Consider the following 17,570-nt stretch of genomic DNA (forward strand, 5'->3'; position numbering starts at 1 on the left):
GTCAGCCGCCGGACGTCAAGCGGACGGGTTCCGTCCCCGCTGCGCTGTGCCGTTCCGCCCAGTTCTCCAGGGCCGTGCGGCAGGCATGGTCCAGATGATGCAGCCCGGCCAGATCGAGCTGCACCGGCCGGTCCTGCGGCAGCGCCTCCAGACTGTCGAGGATCTTCGGCAGCCGCAGGAACGTCGCATTGCCCGACAGATACGCCTGCACGGGGCCCGCACCCTTGTCGATGACCTCCAGCCGGACGTGCGAGGCCTCCCACGCCGTCTTCAGCACGGCCAGCGCGAGCCCGATGAGCACGCCCTCGAACATGCTGATCGCCACGATGGACACCGCGGTGACCAGCAGGATCAGCGCCTCGCCCCGGTGCTCACGCCAGAGCGCCACGAGCGGCCGTACGGGGACGAGCTTGGCGCCGGAGTACACGAGAACACCGGCCAGCGCCGGGATCGGTATGTACGCCAGCACGGACGGCAGCAGCGCCGCGAACAGCAGCAGCCACACTCCGTGCAGCACCCGTGACGCCTTGGTGCGGGCGCCCGCCTGGACATTGGCCGCGCTGCGTACGATCACCGCGGTCATCGGCAGCGCCCCGAGCAGCCCGCACACCGTGTTGCCGGCGCCCTGCGCCATCAACTCCTTGTTGTACTGCGTGCGCGGACCGTCGTGGAGCCGGTCCACGGCGGCGGCGCTGAAGAGCGACTCGGCGGACGCGATCAGCGTGAACGCGACGATCGTGCCGAGCAGGCCCGGGTTGGCCAGCTCGCCGAAGGCGCTCAGGGAGGGCGGCTGGACCGAGCCGAGCAGCCCCTTCACCTCGACCGTCGCCACCGGCAGTCCGAGGACCACGCCGGCGAGGGTGGCGAGGCCGACCGCGGCGAGCGGACCGGGCACCGTGCGCACCGCGCGCGGCAGATGCTTCCACAGCACGAGGACGGCGATGGTGCCCGCGCCGACGGCTAGGGAGGCCGGTGCCCGGGTGCTCGACGCGGCGTCGATCAGCGCCCCGGGCAGTCCGGCTATCTTGCCCGGGCCCGAGGCCGGGGCCTTCGCGCCGAGCACGGAGTACAGCTGGCCTGCGATCAGCACCAGGCCGATGCCGGCCAGCATGCCCTCCACGACGGAGACCGAGATGGCGCGGAACCAGCGCCCGAGCCGCAGCGCGCCCATGAGCAGCTGGAGCACACCGGTGGCGAGCACGATCACACCGAGCAGCGGCAGTCCGAACTCCCGTACCGCCTCGAAGACCAGCACGGTCAGCCCGGCCGCGGGCCCGGACACCTGGAGGCTGCTGCCGCGCAGCACTCCGGTGACCAGGCCGCCCACGATGCCGGTGATCAGGCCGAGTTCGGCGGGCACTCCGGAGGCGACGGCCACGCCCACGCACAGCGGGAGCGCGACCAGGAAGACGACGAGTGAGGCGGTGAAGTCCTGCCTCAGATAGGGGAATTTGCTCATCGGGCCGCTCACAGGGCTTCGAAGGTGTCGGTGGCGCTGCGGTGTTCGTGCACGGCTCCGGTGTGCACCTCGTAGTACCAGCCGTGCAGGCGCAACAGGCCCGCGGTCAGCCGCTGTTCCACACACGGGTAGGACCGCAGGCGCAGCAACTGCGCGAGCACGTGATTCTGTACGGCGTCCGCGACTGCCGGGTCCTCCGCGTCGGCCGCCCGCGGCTCGGGCGCGGCGTGCGCCAGCCAGTCGCGCACGGCGGGGACGGCGGTCAGGTCGTCGCCGCGCACCAGCGCGCCGACGGCACCGCAGTGGGAGTGGCCGCAGACGACGACGTCCCTGACGCCGAGCACCTCCACGGCGTACTCGATGGTGGCCGCCTCGCTGGTGGGGTGCTCGGAGGCGTACGGGGGCACGATGTTGCCCGCGGTGCGCAGTTCGAAGAGTTCACCGGGCCGGGCTCCGGTGATCAGCGCGGGTACGACCCGGGAGTCGGAGCAGGTGATGAACAGGACCTGCGGGGACTGGCCCTCGGCCAGCCGGGCGAACTGCTCGGGGCGCTGTCCGTGCGCACGGGCGTGATCGATGAGGGGCTGCATTGTCAGTTCCTCCTGGCGCGCTTCGTTCGGCGCGTCGGCGTACGAGAACGTGGCATATGCGGGTACGGCGACATGGCCCCACGTCGACGCGCTCGGCCAACGTGGCGTGGTGAGGGGAGGGCGCTGTCAGTCCGTACCGGACGGATGGCTCAGCAGCGGAACACCTGGAGTGCCGCGGGAGCGTGAGCGATCGAGGGTCTGGATATGTGCGGCCCGGCGGGCCGGGCGGCCGGGGCGTCGCACTCCGACGACGCCGGCGCGGGTTTCCCCGGCACCGGTTCCACGGCCGTGCGCTGGCGGTCGCGGGTGCGCGGCGGGCCGGCCGGGACCGCCGGGTGCCCGGTCCTGCCGCAGTGGACGGTCTCGTCCGAGTCGTCCGCGCGCTTGTGCATGACCGGCTCCGGGGAGCCGGCGGCGGTCAGCTGGGTCCGGTGCGCGGAGGCGAAGGAGGGGGTGGGCGCGAAGAGCTGCAGGGCGAGCAGAAGGGCGGACAGCGCCGTCAGCACCCACCGGACCGTCGTACCGCGAACCATGCGCCCCCCTTCCCGCTGCGTGCGTGCGTCACGACCAACACGTTAACCCGGCCGACTCGTTTGCAGGGTCAACTTCACGTCTCAGGTAAAGGAGAGCCCAAAAACCGAGGTGAGGATGGCTGGAACGCGCCGACGGCGCACAACCGTTTGGGACTGTTACGCCTTCACGAGACCCTTTGCGTCACGGGCGAGGGCGGTGAGGCGGGAGATCGCGCGGAAGTACTTCTTGCGGTAACCGCCCTTCAGCATCTCCTCGCTGAACAGCTGGTCGAACGGGAGCCCGGAGGCGAGCACCGGCACCTCCCGGTCGTAGAGCCGGTCCGCGAGCACGACCAGCCGCAGTGCAGTCGACTGGTCCGGCACGGGCCCGACATCGGTCAGGCAGACGGCCTTCACCCCGTCGGTCAGCGCCCCGTAGCGGCTCGGATGGACGCGGGCCAGGTGCTCCAGGAGGTCGGGGAATGCGTCGAGCGAGGCGCCCTCGGTGGCGTACGCCGCCTTCGCGACCTGCTCCTCGGTGAACGGCGCCGGAGCCTCGGGCAGTCCGCGGTGCCGGTAGTCCTCGCCGTCGATGCGCAGCGCGCGGAAGTGCGCGGACAGACCCTGGATCTCCCGCAGGAAGTCGGCGGCGGCGAACCGGCCCTCACCGAGCTTGCCCGGCAGGGTGTTGGACGTGGCGGCGAGGGCGACGCCCGTCTCGACGAGCTTGCCGAGCAGGGTGGAGACGAGGACGGTGTCACCGGGGTCGTCGAGCTCGAACTCGTCGATACACAGCAGCCGGTGCCCGGAGAGCGTGCGTACCGTCTGCTGGAAGCCGAGCGCGCCGACCAGGTTGGTCAGCTCCACGAAGGTGCCGAAGGCCTTGAGCTCGGGCTCGGCCGGGGTGGCGTGCCACAGGGAGGCGAGCAGATGGGTCTTGCCGACGCCGTAGCCGCCGTCGAGGTAGACACCGCGGGGTCCGGCCGGGGTCTTGGGGGTCTTCGCCCTGCCGAAGCCGAAGAGCGAACGCCTGGCGGACGCGGCCGGGGCGCCGCCGAGACCCGTGGCGAAACTCTCCAGGACGCGCACGGCCTCGCTCTGGCTGGGCTGGTTCGGGTCCGGGATGTAGGTCGAGAAGCGGACCGAGTCGAAGCGCGGGGGCGGCACCATCTCGGCGACGAGCCGGTCGGCGGGGACGTGCGGCTCGCGGGCGCACAGGGACAACGGGACCGCGTCGGCTATCGGTTCGATCCCGGTGGCGGCGGCGGAGGAGGAGGACACGGTTGTCCATGCTAAGGGCCGTGCCACACTGCACGTCATGCGACGCCTGTTCCCTGTGACCGACGAGACAGCGCCCCGACCGGGCGGCACACCCCCCGGGGGTGTGGCGGGCGGACCGCCCGCCACGGACACCGCCGACCGGGAGTGGAGCCTGCAGGAGCTGGCCGCGGCGTACGCGTACCCCGAGCCCGGCCCCGGCGGCCGGGAGCCCTGGCTGCGCGCCAACATGGTCAGCACCCTCGACGGCGCCGCACAGCACGACGGGCGCTCCCAGCCCATCTCCGACGCCGCCGACATGCGGATCTTCGGCACGCTGCGGGGGCTGGCGGACGTCGTGCTGGTGGGCGCCCAGACGGTACGGCAGGAGGGCTATCGCCCGGCACGCGCGCGTGCGGCCTTCGCGGGGCTCCGGGAGGCGGCCGGGCAGGCCGCCGCGCCCGCGATCGCCGTGGTCAGCGCGAGCCTCGACCTGGACTTCTCCTGGCCACTGTTCACCTCGCCGCTGGTGCCCACGCTGGTGCTGACCGGGGCCGCCGCGGCGCCGGACCGGGTGGCCGCGGCCGAGCGGGCGGGCGCCCGCGTGCTGATCGCCGGGGACGGCATGGGGGTGGACCCCGCCCGCGCCGTACGGGCGCTGGCGGACCTCGGGATGACCCGGCTGCTCACCGAGGGCGGCCCCCGTCTGCTCGGGCAGCTGATCGCCGCGGGCGTCCTGGACGAGCTGTGTCTGACGGTCTCCCCGATGCTCACGGCGGGTGACGCGCAGCGGATCGCGGGGGGCCCGTCGGTGGCGGTGCCCGAGCGCTTCGGGCTGGTGTCGCTGCTGGAGGAGGAGGGATTCCTCTTCAGCCGCTACCGCAGGACCTGACGGCGTCCAGCCGCTCCGGCCGGACGCGACGGCGACGACCCCGGTCGGACCCGCCAGTCCTCCCCAGGCAGACTAGATCTTGCAAACCCTGTGCGATCACGGGGCAGGATGGTTTCCGCAGGGCCTCTACGGCCCACGGACGACAGAGGCCCCCGGCGGGGTCCTCACAGGAAGGGGCGCCTGCCGTGTTCACGAGCGTACTGATGATCGAGAAAGCCCTCACGACGGCCGACGTGGAGTTCGTGACGACCTTGCACGGTGAGGAGGCGGTCGCGTTCCGCGTGCTGCTGCAGCCGCGCGGCGACCAGGCCGACCGCCTGCTGCGGGCCATCGACGACATCGCCCTCGGCGAGCTGGACGAGGCCGCGCACGAGCGGGAGACCCCGGAGGGCAAGGACGCCGCGGCCCTCGGCCAGCAGGCCCTGGAGGTGTCGCTGACCGCGCTGCGGGCGACCGGCAGCGAGGCGGAGGGCCGCCTCATCGAGGACCATCCGCTGGACGCGCTGAAGAAGCTGGTCGACGAGGTCGAGGCGGACGAGGTGATCGTCCTGACCGACCCGCACTACGTGGAGGAGTTCTTCCACCGCGACTGGGCGTCCAGGGCCCGGCACAAGGTGGGCGTGCCGGTGCTGAAGCTGTTCTCGCACAGCAAGGCGTGAGCAGCGCCGAAATCCTATTGCGTACGCGATGGGACTAGGGTGGTGTGCCGCTCGACCTTCGCCGCACCACTCCAGGAGACGCATATGGCGCCCGGCCTTCCCACCGCCATGGACCGACCGCACTTCATCGGCATCGGCGGCGCCGGAATGTCGGGCATCGCCAAGATCCTCGCGCAGCGCGGCGCCCGGGTGGCGGGCAGCGACGCCAAGGACTCGGCGACCGCCGAGGCGCTGCGGGAGCTGGGGGTGACCGTGCACATCGGGCACGCCGCCGAGCACCTCGCCGACGACGCCACCTGCGTGGTCGTCTCCTCCGCGATCCGGGCCGACAACCCGGAGCTGGCGCGCGCGACGGAGCTGGGCATCCCCGTGGTGCACCGCTCGGACGCGCTCGCCCGCCTGATGGACGGTCTGCGCCCGATCGCGGTCGCCGGCACCCACGGCAAGACGACCACCACGTCGATGCTCGCGGTGTCCCTCACCGAGCTGGGCCTCGCCCCGTCGTACGCCATCGGCGGCGACCTGGACGCCCCCGGCTCCAACGCGCTGCACGGCGAGGGCGACATCTTCGTCGCCGAGGCCGACGAGAGCGACCGCAGCTTCCACAAGTACGCGCCCGAGGTCGCCATCGTCCTCAACGTCGAGCTGGACCACCACGCGAACTACGCGTCCATGGAGGAGATCTACGAGTCCTTCCAGACGTTCGCGGGCAAGATCGTGTCCGGCGGCACGCTGGTGATCACGGCCGACCACGAGGGCGCGCGCGAGCTCACGCGACGGCTGGACGGCTCGGTGCGGACGGTGACGTACGGCGAGTCGGAGGACGCCGACGTACGCATCCTCTCGGTGGTCCCGCAAGGCCTGAAGAGCCGGGTGACGGTGGTCCTGGAGGGTGCGGAGCTGACCTTCACGGTCTCCGTCCCGGGCCGCCACTACGCGCACAACGCGGTCGCGGCGCTGGCGGCGGGCGTGGCGCTGGGCGTCCCGGCGGCCGAGCTGGCCCCGGCCCTGGCCGCGTACACGGGCGTCAAGCGCCGCCTCCAGCTCAAGGGCGAGGAGGCCGGCGTCCAGGTCATCGACTCCTACGCGCACCACCCCACGGAGATGACCGCGGACCTGGAGGCGATGCGGGCCGCGGCCGACGGCTCCCGCATCCTGGTCGTCTTCCAGCCCCACCTCTTCTCCCGCACCCAGGAACTGGGCAAGGAGATGGGTGCGGCGCTGGCCCTCGCGGACGCCTCCGTGGTCCTGGACATCTACCCGGCCCGCGAGGACCCGATCCCGGGCGTGACGAGCGAGCTGATCATCGCGGCGGCCCGGGCGGCGGGCGCCGACGTGCAGGCCGTCCACGACAAGGCGGAGGTCCCCGAGACGGTGGCGGGAATGGTGAAGCCGGGGGATCTGGTTCTCACCATGGGCGCGGGCGATGTCACCGACCTCGGCCCGCACATCCTGGATCGTCTGTCGAAGTAAGGGGCTGACACAGCATGGCGTACGACGTCGAGAAGCCGGACGAGCAGTGGCGCGCGGAGCTGAACCCGTCCGAGTACGCGGTCTTGCGTCAGGCCGCGACGGAGCCCGCCTTCACCGGTGAGTACACCGACACCAAGACCAAGGGCGTCTACTCCTGCCGGGCCTGCGGTGCCGAACTCTTCACCTCGGGCACGAAGTTCGAGTCCCACTGCGGCTGGCCGTCCTTCTACGACCCGAAGGACACCGACGCGGTGGAACTGATCGAGGACCGCTCGCACGGGATGGTCCGCACCGAGGTGCGCTGCGCCCGCTGCGGATCGCACCTCGGGCATGTCTTCGAGGGCGAGGGCTATCCGACCCCGACGGACCAGCGGTACTGCATCAACTCGATCTCTTTGCGGCTGCAGCCCGACGAGGGCTGACACCGGACGGCTCGCGGCTCCCCCGGACACCGGGGGAGCCGCAGTCGTATCTGCGAGGCAGGAGGCCCTTCCCTGCCGCAGGAGCCAGGGCCTTCTCGCGTTTCAGCGGGCGGATGCGTTTGTGGAGGGTCTCCGTGTGGGTACCGTTGCCCGCGGAGGTGGTGGCCCGTGAGCCCGTCCCCCGTGGGGCCGGCCGTCGGCACCGGGCCGGCGGCGCAGCTCGCGCTGACCGGGGACCTCGCGCGTCCGGTCCGGCTGACCGTGCCCGACCTCGGCGCCTGGCCCCAGCACCGGGTAGGGGTGACCTTCGAGTGCGCCACCAGCGGCGTACGGCGACACCGGTTCACCGGCCCGCTGCTGTACGACGTGCTGTCCGCCGCGGGCCCCGGCTTCGACCCCGCCCGGCGCAAGGACCGGCTCCGCTTCCTGATCGCCGTGACCGGCGCCGACGGTCATCATGTGCTGTTGTCCTGGGCCGAGATCGACCCCGACTTCGGGCGTGCGCCCGTGCTGCTCGCGGGCAGCATCGACGACACCCCGCTCGACCGGGCGGGGCCCCAACTGGTCCTGCCCCAGGACCGCTGCGGGGCGCGGTACGTCAGTGGCGTGAACGCGATCCGGGTGGACGGCGCCTTCCGGGCGTGGGCCTGACGACGGCGGCGACGGCGGCGTTCCCGGCGTAGGACCCGGGCCGACCGCCAGGTCACCCGCCATAGGGCCGCAACACCGGCCGTCTACACTCTTCCCCGCAACGGCCCGTGCGACATCGGCCGGGAACGGGCCGCTCCTGCCACACCCGAAGGGTATTCGGCGCTTTGATACGGATAGATTCAGTCAGCAAGCGGTACCCGGACGGCACGGTGGCGGTCGACCGGCTGTCCCTGGAGATACCGGACCGCTCGATCACCGTCCTCGTCGGTCCCTCCGGCTGCGGCAAGACCACGACCCTGCGCATGATCAACCGGATGGTCGAGCCGAGCGAGGGCACGATCACCATCGACGGCGTCGACATCGGCCGGCAGCCCGTGAACTCGTTGCGCCGGTCCATGGGTTACGTCATCCAGAACGCGGGCCTCTTCCAGCACCGCACCATCGTCGACAACATCGCGACCGTGCCCCGGCTGCTCGGCTGGAGCAAGGACCGCGCCCGCACGCGCGCCCGGGAGCTGATGGAACGGGTCGGCCTCGACGCCTCGCTCGCCAAGCGGTACCCCTATCAGCTCTCCGGCGGGCAGCAGCAGCGCGTCGGTGTGGCGCGCGCGCTCGCCGCGGACCCGCCGGTGCTGCTGATGGACGAGCCGTTCTCCGCCGTCGACCCGATCGTGCGCAAGGGCCTTCAGGAGGAACTGCTCCGAATCCAGGACGAATTGGGCAAGACGATCGTCTTCGTCACTCATGACATCGACGAGGCGATCCGGCTCGGCACGATGGTCGCCGTGCTGCGCACCGGTGGCCGGCTCGCCCAGTTCGCCCCGCCCGCCGAACTGCTCTCCGCCCCGGCCGACTCCTTCGTGGAGGACTTCCTCGGCACGGACCGGGGCATCCGGCGGCTGTCCTTCTTCACCTCCGGCGAACTGGAGTTGACGAAGAGCCCGATCGTGGCCGTCGACTCGACCGCCGAACAGATCGCCTCCCGCGTCACCTCGCAGGCGCCGTACCTGCTCGTCACCGACCTCGACGGCAGGCCGCTCGGCTGGAGCGAGCCGGAGAAGCTGGTCGCGGGGGACATCGCGCCGGAGCGACTGCTGCCGTACGGGCGGCCGTTCGTCCATGGCAGGGACTCGCTGCGCGCCGCGCTCGACGGCGCCGTGCTCTCTCCCACCGGCTGGGCGGTCGCCGTGGACGACGAGGGCCGGGTGGCCGGGGTCGTCTCGCAGCAGACCGTCGGCGAGGCCATCCGCAGCGCCCACGCCGCGGGCGCGTCGGTGGGCGAGCGCGATGACGAGCAGGAAGACGCGCGGAAGGAGAAGGCCGCCGGATGAACCGGTTCTTCGACATCCCGAGCGACCTCCAGCACAGCTGGCTCGGCCTGATCGGGCTGCATCTGCGCGAGGCCCTGCTGCCCGTCCTGGCCGGTCTGGTCGCGGCCCTGCCGATCGCCCAGCTGTGCGTGCGGTTCCGCTGGCTGTACCCGCCGGTGCTCGGCGTGACGACCGTGCTGTACGCCATCCCGTCGCTGGCGTTCTTCGTCGTCCTCATCGACTACACCGGCCAGACCGAGCTGACCGTCATGATCCCGCTGGCCGTCTACAGCCTGGTCGTGCTGGTCCCGGCGATCGTCGACGGCGTCCGCTCGGTGCCGCAGGAGACCCTCGACGCGGCCGCCGCCATGGGCTTCGGGCCGCTGCGCCGCTATGTCCAGGTGCAGTTGCCGATCGCCGTGCCCGCCATCCTCGCGGGCCTCAGGGTGGCGACCGTGTCCAGCATCAGCCTGGTCAGCGTCGGCATGCTGATCGGCAACCAGGGCGCGCTGGGCAACCTGCTCAACGACGCGAACATCTACCACCGGCCCGAGCTGGCCTGGAACTCCGTGCTCACCACGGCGGTCCTCGCCATCCTCGCCGACGGCCTGCTGGTCCTCGTACGCGTCCTGCTGACCCCCTGGATGCCGCGGGGCACGGGCCGCGGGCGGGCGAAGAGCGTCGAGGCCCGGCCCGAGCCGGCCCCGCCCGCCCTTGAGGAGGCCGTCCGGTGAACGTACTCCACTTCGTCAACGCCTTCTTCAGCGACAGCGCCCACTGGCACGGCTACGACGGCATCCCGCACCGTCTGTTCGAACACGTCCGGTACTCGCTCATCGCGCTCGCCGTCGCGGCCGCGATCGGGCTGCCGATCGGCCTGATCACCGGTCACACCGGACGCGGCGGCAACACGCTCGCCCTGATCGCCACCGCGGCCCGGGCGCTCCCCAGCTTCGGCCTGCTGGTGCTGATGTTCATCCTGCTCGGGTTCGGGTTGCTGCCCGTGATGATCCCGCTGGTCGTGCTCGCCGTGCCGCCGATCCTGGTGACCACCTACGAGGCCGTGCGCTCCGTCGACCCGTCGCCCGTGGACGCCGCGCGGGGCATGGGGATGACCGAACCGCGGATCCTCTTCCAGGTGGAGGTGCCCGTCGCGCTGCCGCTGATCCTGAGCGGTCTGCGCTCGGCGGCCATCCAGATCGTCTCCACGGCCACCATCGCCGCGTACGTCAGCCTCGGCGGCCTCGGCCGGTACATCGTGGACGGGCTCTACCAGCGCGACTACGAGAAGGTCGTGGGCGGCGCCACGCTGGTCGCCGTACTGGCGCTGGTGACCCTCGGCGTGTTCTGGGCCGTGGCGCGGACCGCAGTGTCGGCCGGGGTGCGCAGAAGCGCCTGACGACGCGCGAGGGCCCGGAGGGAACTACCTCCGGGCCCTCGCCCGTCCGGCTCAGGCCTCCGTGAGGGCCAGTGCCTGTTCCAGTACGACGAGCAGCGCGTCCCGCACCGAGCCGCGCTCGCGCGCGTCGAAGACGATGACCGGCACGTGCGCGGCGACGTCCAGCGCCCAGCGGACCTCGTCCACGTCGTACTCCACCTTGCCGTCGAAGGCGTTGAGGGCGACCGCGAACGGGATCTGCCGGTGCTCGAAGTAGTCCACGGCCGCGTAGCAGTCGTCGAGGCGGCGGGTGTCGACGATGACGAGCGCGCCGACCGCGCCCTCCACGATGTCGTCCCACATGAACCCGAACCGCTCCTGGCCCGGCGTGCCGAACAGATACAGCTTCAGGGTCGGGTCGATGGTGATGCAGCCGAAGTCCATCGCGACCGTGGTCGTGGTCTTGCGCGGGGTGTGCGTGACGTCGTCCACGCCCGCGGCGACCTCGGTGATGGCCGCCTCGGTGGTCAGCGGCACGATCTCCGAGATCGACCCGACGGCGGTGGTCTTGCCCACCCCGAAGCCGCCCGCGATCACCATCTTGACCGGGAGTGGCGGTCGTACGACGGTCTGCGTCCCGGCACCGCGGGTGACGGGTTCAGTCGGTGTCACGGAGTACCCCCCGGGAGTCGGGAATGGCCCGGAGGCCATCGATAACCCTGCGCAGCACGGATGCGTGGTGGGTGACGTCGGCCTGCGGCACATGCACCGTCAGCTGCCCGGCGGCGCGCAGGTCCTCGGCCAGGACCCGGACCACGTTCAGATGCAGCCGCAGCCGGGACGCGATCTCCGCGATGGACTGCGGCTGTCTGCACGCGGCCACGATGTCGTGCTGCTCGAACGACAGCCCGTCGAGTGCCTCAAGGCCGGCGGCGGTGGCCACCACCTGGGTCTCGACGGGAACCGGCCGGCCGGACGCCGTGGGCGCCACCCGGCCGGCGGTGACCAGGAACGGCCGTACGGCGGAGGCGGGACCGACGGGCCCCGGCTCGCCTTCCGCGCCGGCACCGCGCGCAGTGCGGCCGTCCGCCATGGGTGCTACTTCCTTCCTCGACCGGGCGGAGGCCGGTCACCCCGTCGACGCGGCGCCGACGCTGTTCTTCAGCTCCAGCACGAGCTGGGGGCTGAGCGCGGCACCGGCCCGGTTGGCGAACAGGGTCATCTCGTAGGCGATGTTGCCCAGCTTGGCCTCCTTGTCGGTGACCACGCCGAGCACGGCGCCGCTGCCGATCGCGGAGACCAGCACATGGCCGCCCTCCAGATCGATGATGACCTTGTTGAGACCGCCCAGGCCGTAGTTGCCGGAGGCACCGGCGGCCAGGCTGGTGATGCCGGAGACGATGGCGGCGAGCCGCTCCGAATCGGCCGGCTCGCGCAGTTCGGAGACGGCGATGAGCAGTCCGTCCGAGGACACCGCGATGGCGTCGACGACGCCCGCGGTCTCGGTGGCGAAACGGTTGAGCAGCCAGGTGAAGTCTGCTGCGGCGGCCTGGAGGTCGGCCGGCGTGGTGCCTCCTGCGGGGGTGTCACCTGTCGACGTGCTCACTGCTCCGCTCCTTCCGGGAGGTGGTTCTCATCGTGCGGGTCCTGCGTGTGGTGCATGGCCTCTGTGCCGTGCGCACGGGCCGGGGCGGGGCTGTCGCGGTGTGCGCGTTCCACCGCGGCCTCGAACTCCTCCAGCGCGGCGCGTACGGCCTCCGCGTCCGTGGACCGGGAGACCTGCCATGCGGCCCGCTCGGCGGCGTCGGCCGTGGTCCGCAGCGTCGCGCCCCGCACGCGACGGCGCAGCGGCCGGGGCGTGCCCGGGTCCGGGTCGGCGTCGCGGCGGGGGACCCTCCGGGGCAGGGATCCCGTCCCGTTCCCAAGGGCGGGCTCGGATCCCGGCGCCGTGGCGTCCCCGGCGACGGTGTCCGTCCGTCGCGCGGGCGTCGCCTCCTTCGCGACGGCGGCCCGCGCGGGCACCGGCCCGGACACGGCGGACGCGGGTACCGGCGTGGAGGTGAGGGCGGCCGCCGGGGCGCTCACCGGGCTCATCCTCAGCAGCAGCGACGAGGGGATCTCGACCGTCGCCGTGACACCGCCGCCGGGCGTACGGGACAGCACGACCCCGACCTCCCAGCGGCGCGCCAGCGTACCCACCACGAACAGGCCGAGCACCTTGGTCGGGACGACGTCCAGGCGCTCGCGGCGGATCAGCCGGGCGTTCTCCTCGGCCAGCCGCTCGGCGCTCATGCCCAGGCCCTGGTCGGCGACCGAGACCACCGCGCCCTCGGCGCCCGCCGCCACCGTGACCTCGACGGGGCTGCCCGCGGGCGAGAACGAGACGGCGTTCTCGACGAGTTCGGCGACCATGAGGGTCAGATCGCCGATGATGTCGGGCTCCACCATGACATCGGTCCCGGCCCGCAGCCGCACCCGCTGGAAGCCCTCGATCTGGCCGAGAGCGGCGCGTACGACATTGGTGAGCGCCGTGGGGCCGGAGTCCAGGACCGTCTCGCGGATGCCGGCGAGCAGCATCAGGCTGTCGGCGTTGCGGCGCAGGCGTACGGCGATGTGGTCGATGGAATAGAGGCGTTCCAGGAGCGCGGGATCGGTCTCGCCGCGCTCCACCGCGTCGATCAGGGACAGCTGGCGGGTCGTCAGGTTGCTGACGCGGCGGCCGACGCTGCCGAACATCTCGGCGACGTTGCGGCGGCTGAGCACCTGGCGTTCCAGCAGCGCGGCGGCGGTGGTCTGCACATGGTTGAAGGCCTCGGCGAGTTCGCCGATCTCGTCGCGCGCGGTGACGGGCATCTCCCGCAGGCGGGACGGGCCGTCGTCCTCGGCGTCGTCGTCGGCCACCCGGGCGAGTTCGCGGCCGGCGACCTCCGCGACCTGCTGCGCGGCGGCGGTGAGGGCCTGCACCGGGCGGACCACCGAGCGGCGCACCGCCACGGAGAAGGCGATCCAGACGACGAAGCCGATCAGCGCGAGGCTGAGCAGCAGTCCCGCCCGCCACTGCGCCGTGTTCGAGGCGCCCTCGGCCCGGTCGGCGATCTGCCCGATGAGCGAGGAGGTGATCCTGAGCCGGCTGTCGGCCTGCTTCGGGAAGGCGGGATACTCGGCCAGCGCGTTCAGGAACGTCTGCCGGACCTGCGTCGTCGTGCCGGCCTGCAGTCCGCTGGGGTCGATCTGGAGCTCGGCGTAGGCCTGCGCGATCTCCTGCTGGGCCGCGCTGTGTTCCATGCCGGACAGCTCGTCCGTCTGGTCGTCGGCGGCGAACCGGCCGAAGCGGTCGGCCTGGTAGGTGTACAGCCCGTGGGAGCCGACCGCGCCCGTGAACTCGATGAGCGCGTTGGCGTCCCCGGTCGTCGCCGAGAACACGCCGGTCTCGAAGGCCGCGTGGGCGGCATCGGCGCGCAGCAGGGAGTCGAGCAGATTGCCGGTGAAGCTCGTCGCGAGATCCGCGTTGTGCTCCAGGGCGAGTCCGTCGATCAGGTCCTTGGCGGCGTTGGTGTAGGCCGGGTCGATGCTGTCGGCGGGCAGATAGCTCTGCTCGACCCGGTCACGCAGGCTGGTGAGCCCCTCGACCTGCTTCAGGGCCTGGTCCTCCGTCGCCGGCAGCCGGTCGCCGAAGGTGCTGCGCACGGTACGGATCTGGGCGTCGACGGCCCGCTGGGCGTCGCGGTAGTCGGACAGGGAGGGAGTGCCGCCGTCGAAGGTGGCCTCGTAGCGCACGGAGAGCAGGACGGCCTGCTGGTGCTCGGCCTCCACCCGGTCGACGAGCCGCGCGACCTGGGTGCTGTCCCGGACGAGCCGGGCCGCCGACTCGGCGCTGCTCGACTGCTGCAGCAGGTCGGTGATGAGGTAGGCGAGCAGTACGGCGACCATCGCGAGCGGGACGCCGACGAGGACGTTGAGCTTGCGCCGGAACGGCCATCGGTCGGCGAAGGCGCGGATGCCGGTCCGCGGCGACGACGGCGCCGGCCGGGCCGGCGCGTCCACCTCGTTCGTGGACACCAAGTCTCCTTCGAAGGCCGCTCGGAGTGCGCGAGGATTGCACAGGAAAGTGACACTGATCGGCCGACCCGGGTCACCATCGGAACCGGACGTGGTCGACACGGAACGGTATGCGGCGGCCTGGAACGCCGATGCCGACCAGGACCGCAGCCCGTCGCCGACGTGCGGAGACTACCGCCTCTTCAGGCCACGCATCCGATCGCCCTACGTCAAGAATCCATTACAAAGAGCGCCTGGTTCCGTTCCGGTCCGTGCGTCACTCCTTCACAACCGGTCATTCACAACTGGCCCCGCTTCGAGGCCAATCGGTGACCAGAATGAGCTTGACTGACCGAGAACCGGCTGGATTGGATCGATGGGTGCGGTGCCCGCATCTCCGCACAGCTCAGCCATGTCCTGTCTCAACCCCCCGAGCCCGGAACGGGAATCGTGACTTCTACCGCGAACACCAGCACGTCCAGCAGGAGACTCCCCGGCGCGGCCGTCGTCGCCCTCGCCGCCACGGCGGCACTGCTCGCGGGGTGTTCCTCGTCCTCCGACAAGTCCGGCGACCCGCTCGGGGGCGGCCAGGCGGGCGGTGACAGCGTCGTCGTCGGCTCCAACAACTTCGCCGAGAGCATCCTGCTCGCCGACATCTACGGTGAGGCACTCAAGGCCAAGGGTGTCAAGGTCAGCTACAAGCCCAACATCGGCAGCCGCGAGACCACCTACGGCCTGCTCAAGAACGGCTCCGTCACGGTCCTTCCGGAGTACAACGGCGCCCTGCTGGCCTACCTCGACAAGACCGCGGCCCCGAAGACGGTCGCCGCCACCACGGCCGCGATCAACGCCAAGCTCGACTCCAAGCTGACGCTGCTCGATCCGGCGCCCGCGCAGGACAAGGACTCGGTCACCGTCAACGCGGCCACCGCGCAGAAGTACCACCTCACCGGCAAGTCCAGCATCGCGGATCTGAAGAGCGTCGCCAAGGACCTGGTCATGGGCGCCTCGCCGGAGTTCCAGACCCGGCACCAGGGCCTGGCCGGCCTGACGGACGTCTACGGGCTGGACTTCAAGTCCTTCAAGGCGCTCGACGCGGGCGGCCCGTTGACCCAGGCCGCGCTGCAGAAGGACACCGTGCAGGCCGCGGACCTCTTCACCACGGACCCGACCATCTCCAAGGAGAAGTTCGTCGTCCTGCAGGACACGGAGAACCTCTTCGGGTTCGAGAACGTGCAGCCGCTGGTCTACAAGTCGGGGCTGTCCCAGAAGGGCGTCGAGGCGCTCAACGCGGTCTCGGCCAAGCTCGACACCGCGGCCCTGCTCGACCTGGACAGCCAGGTGCAGCTCGACAACAAGGACCCGCTCGACGTCGCCAAGGCCTGGCTGAAGTCGGCCGGCCTGGACTGACCCGCCCGCCGTGGACACCGCCGCGGACGGACCGACGCGGGTGCCTCCGCCCCCCGGGGACACGGTCCCTCGCGTCGTCCTGGACGGCAGCGGCCTCGACGTCGGCGGGGTGGTCCGCCTCGCCGACGGCAAGGCCCAGCCCGTCGTGTCCCCGGAGGCGCTGGAGCGCGCCCGCCGGTCCTGGCGCGCGGCCCGGCGGCTCGCCGCCACGGGCCGGTTGTACGGCCGGGGCACCGGAGTCGGCGCCCACCGCTCGGTGACCGTCGCGGCACACGACGAGGTAGGCCACGGCCTTCGGGTGCTGCGCAGCCACGCGGGCGGTGCGGGCGCCCTGCTCCCGGCGCGTGAGGTGCGGGCCATGCTCGCCGTACGCGCCAACCAGCTGCTGGCGGGCGGCTCCGGCATACAGCCCGCCTTCGTCGGCGCGCTCACCGAGGCGCTGCGTCTCGGTGTGCACCCCGCCGTCAACGAGTACGGCGGCATCGGCACCGGCGATCTGACGGCGCTCGCCCAGACCGGGCTGACCCTGATCGGCGAACGCCCCTGGCTCGGCGACCTGGCCGACGGTCTGCCCGCACCCGTGACCCCGGGGCCCGGCGACGCGCTCGCCCTGCTCAGCAGCAACGCCCTCGCACTCGGCCGGTCCGCGCTGGCCTGCCACGAGCTGACGGTGCTGCTGCGCGCCACGCACGCGGTGGCCGCCCTGTCGCTGGCCGCGGTCTCCGGCTCCCTGGAGGCGTACGCGGCTCCCGTGCACGCCCTGCGCCCCTACCCGGGAGCGGCCCGTGCCGCCGCGGAGGTGCGCCGGCTGCTCGCCGCCCCCGACCGGCCGGGACCCGCGCCGGGGCGTATCCAGGACCCGTACGGCTTCCGGGCCTTTCCCCAGGTGCACGGCCCGGCCCTGGAGGCCGCGGACCGGCTGCGCGGGGTCCTCGAGGTCGAGATCAACTGCCCGTCGGAGAACCCGCTGATCGGCGAGGACGGCACCGCCCACCACCACGGCGGCTTCTTCGCGGCGCCGCTGGGTCTCGCCCTGGACGGGCTGTGCCTCGCCCTGCTGGGCACCGCCCGGCTGTCCGTCGCACGGCTCACCGCGCTCGGCCGGCCGGACCTCACCGGGCTGCCCGCGTTCCTCGCCTCGGGGCCCGCGAGCAGCTCGGGCACGATGATCCTCGAATACACCGCCAACTCGGCGCTCGCCGAACTGCGCGCCTGCGCGGCACCGGCGTCCGAGGGGCACGCGGTCCTCTCGCACGGCCTGGAGGAGGCGGCCAGCTTCGCCTCCCAGGCCTCCCGCCAGACCATGCGGGCGGCCGACGCCTGTCGCACCGTCCTGGCCTGCGAACTGGTCGTCGCCGTCCGGGCGTTGCGCCTGCATCCCGCCCCGCCGGACGTCCCCGTGTTCACATCCGCCGCGGCGGCGCTCCCCGACGACACGGAGGACCGCCCCCTGACGGCGGACGTGACGACGGCCGCGGAACTCCTCACCGGGCTCGCTGAGTTGTAGCGGCCGCCGCGT

General features: G+C 72.1%; 18 protein-coding genes. 10 read left to right on the plus strand and 8 right to left on the minus strand.

Annotated elements, in window-relative coordinates; all coding sequences use genetic code 11:
- Position 1: 1 nt before the first annotated feature.
- The 4 genes from ACFYX0_RS07170 to zapE all read right to left on the minus strand — a co-directional run bounded on the left by ACFYX0_RS07170 (position 2) and on the right by zapE (position 3,881).
- Positions 2 to 1,459, minus strand: coding sequence for a SulP family inorganic anion transporter (locus tag ACFYX0_RS07170; protein ID WP_388967313.1), 1,458 nt, complete (start codon positions 1,457 to 1,459; stop codon positions 2 to 4).
- An 8-nt stretch (positions 1,460 to 1,467) separates the two neighbouring features.
- The gene (locus ACFYX0_RS07175; RefSeq protein ID WP_355906078.1) at positions 1,468 to 2,049 is read right to left on the minus strand and encodes a carbonic anhydrase; all 582 of its coding nucleotides are present in this window, start codon (positions 2,047 to 2,049) and stop codon (positions 1,468 to 1,470) included.
- A 149-nt stretch (positions 2,050 to 2,198) separates the two neighbouring features.
- Positions 2,199 to 2,582 (minus strand): hypothetical protein, encoded by a 384-nt coding sequence (locus ACFYX0_RS07180; RefSeq protein ID WP_355906076.1) that lies wholly within the window; start codon positions 2,580 to 2,582, stop codon positions 2,199 to 2,201.
- Positions 2,583 to 2,738: 156 nt separating this feature from the next.
- Entirely contained in the window at positions 2,739 to 3,881 is a 1,143-nt protein-coding gene (zapE, locus tag ACFYX0_RS07185; RefSeq protein ID WP_388967316.1) for a cell division protein ZapE, read from the minus strand.
- On the opposite strand from zapE, the gene ACFYX0_RS07190 reads away from it, so the two are divergent.
- The 8 genes from ACFYX0_RS07190 to ACFYX0_RS07225 all read left to right on the plus strand — a co-directional run bounded on the left by ACFYX0_RS07190 (position 3,880) and on the right by ACFYX0_RS07225 (position 10,624).
- A complete protein-coding gene (locus ACFYX0_RS07190; RefSeq protein ID WP_388967319.1) occupies positions 3,880 to 4,710 on the plus strand; it encodes a pyrimidine reductase family protein in 831 nt (276 codons plus the stop codon). The two genes, zapE and ACFYX0_RS07190, sit on opposite strands and share 2 nt — an antisense overlap.
- 185 nt (positions 4,711 to 4,895) lie before the next feature.
- The gene (locus ACFYX0_RS07195) at positions 4,896 to 5,369 is read left to right on the plus strand and encodes an indole-3-glycerol phosphate synthase (RefSeq protein WP_311699760.1); all 474 of its coding nucleotides are present in this window, start codon (positions 4,896 to 4,898) and stop codon (positions 5,367 to 5,369) included.
- 84 nt (positions 5,370 to 5,453) lie between these two features.
- The gene (gene murC / locus ACFYX0_RS07200; protein ID WP_388967321.1) at positions 5,454 to 6,842 is read left to right on the plus strand and encodes a UDP-N-acetylmuramate--L-alanine ligase; all 1,389 of its coding nucleotides are present in this window, start codon (positions 5,454 to 5,456) and stop codon (positions 6,840 to 6,842) included.
- 14 nt (positions 6,843 to 6,856) lie between these two features.
- Positions 6,857 to 7,264: a peptide-methionine (R)-S-oxide reductase MsrB gene (gene msrB, locus ACFYX0_RS07205; protein ID WP_355906064.1), complete on the plus strand. Its 408-nt coding sequence runs from the start codon at positions 6,857 to 6,859 to the stop codon at positions 7,262 to 7,264.
- A 168-nt stretch (positions 7,265 to 7,432) separates the two neighbouring features.
- Positions 7,433 to 7,915: a molybdopterin-dependent oxidoreductase gene (locus tag ACFYX0_RS07210; RefSeq protein WP_388967324.1), complete on the plus strand. Its 483-nt coding sequence runs from the start codon at positions 7,433 to 7,435 to the stop codon at positions 7,913 to 7,915.
- Positions 7,916 to 8,079: 164 nt separating this feature from the next.
- Positions 8,080 to 9,246, plus strand: a complete 1,167-nt coding sequence (locus tag ACFYX0_RS07215) for an ABC transporter ATP-binding protein (protein WP_388967327.1) — start codon at positions 8,080 to 8,082, stop codon at positions 9,244 to 9,246.
- A complete protein-coding gene (locus ACFYX0_RS07220) occupies positions 9,243 to 9,959 on the plus strand; it encodes an ABC transporter permease (protein ID WP_388967330.1) in 717 nt (238 codons plus the stop codon). Before ACFYX0_RS07215 ends, ACFYX0_RS07220 begins: the two co-directional genes overlap by 4 nt.
- A complete protein-coding gene (locus ACFYX0_RS07225) occupies positions 9,956 to 10,624 on the plus strand; it encodes an ABC transporter permease (protein ID WP_388967333.1) in 669 nt (222 codons plus the stop codon). The genes ACFYX0_RS07220 and ACFYX0_RS07225 overlap by 4 nt, the downstream gene beginning before the upstream one ends.
- Positions 10,625 to 10,675: 51 nt before the next feature.
- On the opposite strand, the gene ACFYX0_RS07230 is transcribed toward ACFYX0_RS07225, so the two are convergent.
- Genes ACFYX0_RS07230 through ACFYX0_RS07245 form a run of 4 tightly spaced genes read right to left on the minus strand, consistent with a single transcriptional unit; the run spans position 10,676 to position 14,662 of the window.
- Positions 10,676 to 11,275 (minus strand): ATP/GTP-binding protein, encoded by a 600-nt coding sequence (locus tag ACFYX0_RS07230; protein WP_388967336.1) that lies wholly within the window; start codon positions 11,273 to 11,275, stop codon positions 10,676 to 10,678.
- Complete coding sequence (locus tag ACFYX0_RS07235; RefSeq protein ID WP_311699768.1) at positions 11,262 to 11,696, minus strand: DUF742 domain-containing protein; 435 nt, start codon at positions 11,694 to 11,696, stop codon at positions 11,262 to 11,264. The genes ACFYX0_RS07230 and ACFYX0_RS07235 overlap by 14 nt, the downstream gene beginning before the upstream one ends.
- Before the next feature lie 36 nt (positions 11,697 to 11,732).
- A complete protein-coding gene (locus ACFYX0_RS07240; protein WP_355906048.1) occupies positions 11,733 to 12,209 on the minus strand; it encodes a roadblock/LC7 domain-containing protein in 477 nt (158 codons plus the stop codon).
- Positions 12,206 to 14,662 (minus strand): ATP-binding protein, encoded by a 2,457-nt coding sequence (locus tag ACFYX0_RS07245; protein WP_388967339.1) that lies wholly within the window; start codon positions 14,660 to 14,662, stop codon positions 12,206 to 12,208. The genes ACFYX0_RS07240 and ACFYX0_RS07245 overlap by 4 nt, the downstream gene beginning before the upstream one ends.
- A gap of 429 nt (positions 14,663 to 15,091) precedes the next feature.
- On the opposite strand from ACFYX0_RS07245, the gene ACFYX0_RS07250 reads away from it, so the two are divergent.
- Together ACFYX0_RS07250 and ACFYX0_RS07255 are read left to right on the plus strand one after the other, a co-directional pair.
- Positions 15,092 to 16,051 carry an ABC transporter substrate-binding protein gene (locus tag ACFYX0_RS07250; RefSeq protein WP_388967342.1) on the plus strand — a complete coding sequence of 320 codons (960 nt, stop codon included), beginning with the start codon at positions 15,092 to 15,094 and terminating at the stop codon, positions 16,049 to 16,051.
- A gap of 10 nt (positions 16,052 to 16,061) precedes the next feature.
- Positions 16,062 to 17,558, plus strand: coding sequence for an aromatic amino acid ammonia-lyase (locus ACFYX0_RS07255; protein ID WP_388967345.1), 1,497 nt, complete (start codon positions 16,062 to 16,064; stop codon positions 17,556 to 17,558).
- The last annotated feature ends 12 nt before the right edge of the window (positions 17,559 to 17,570 follow it).

Source organism: Streptomyces sp. NPDC002573 (assembly GCF_042889625.1).
Lineage (GTDB): Bacteria > Actinomycetota > Actinomycetes > Streptomycetales > Streptomycetaceae > Streptomyces > Streptomyces gibsoniae.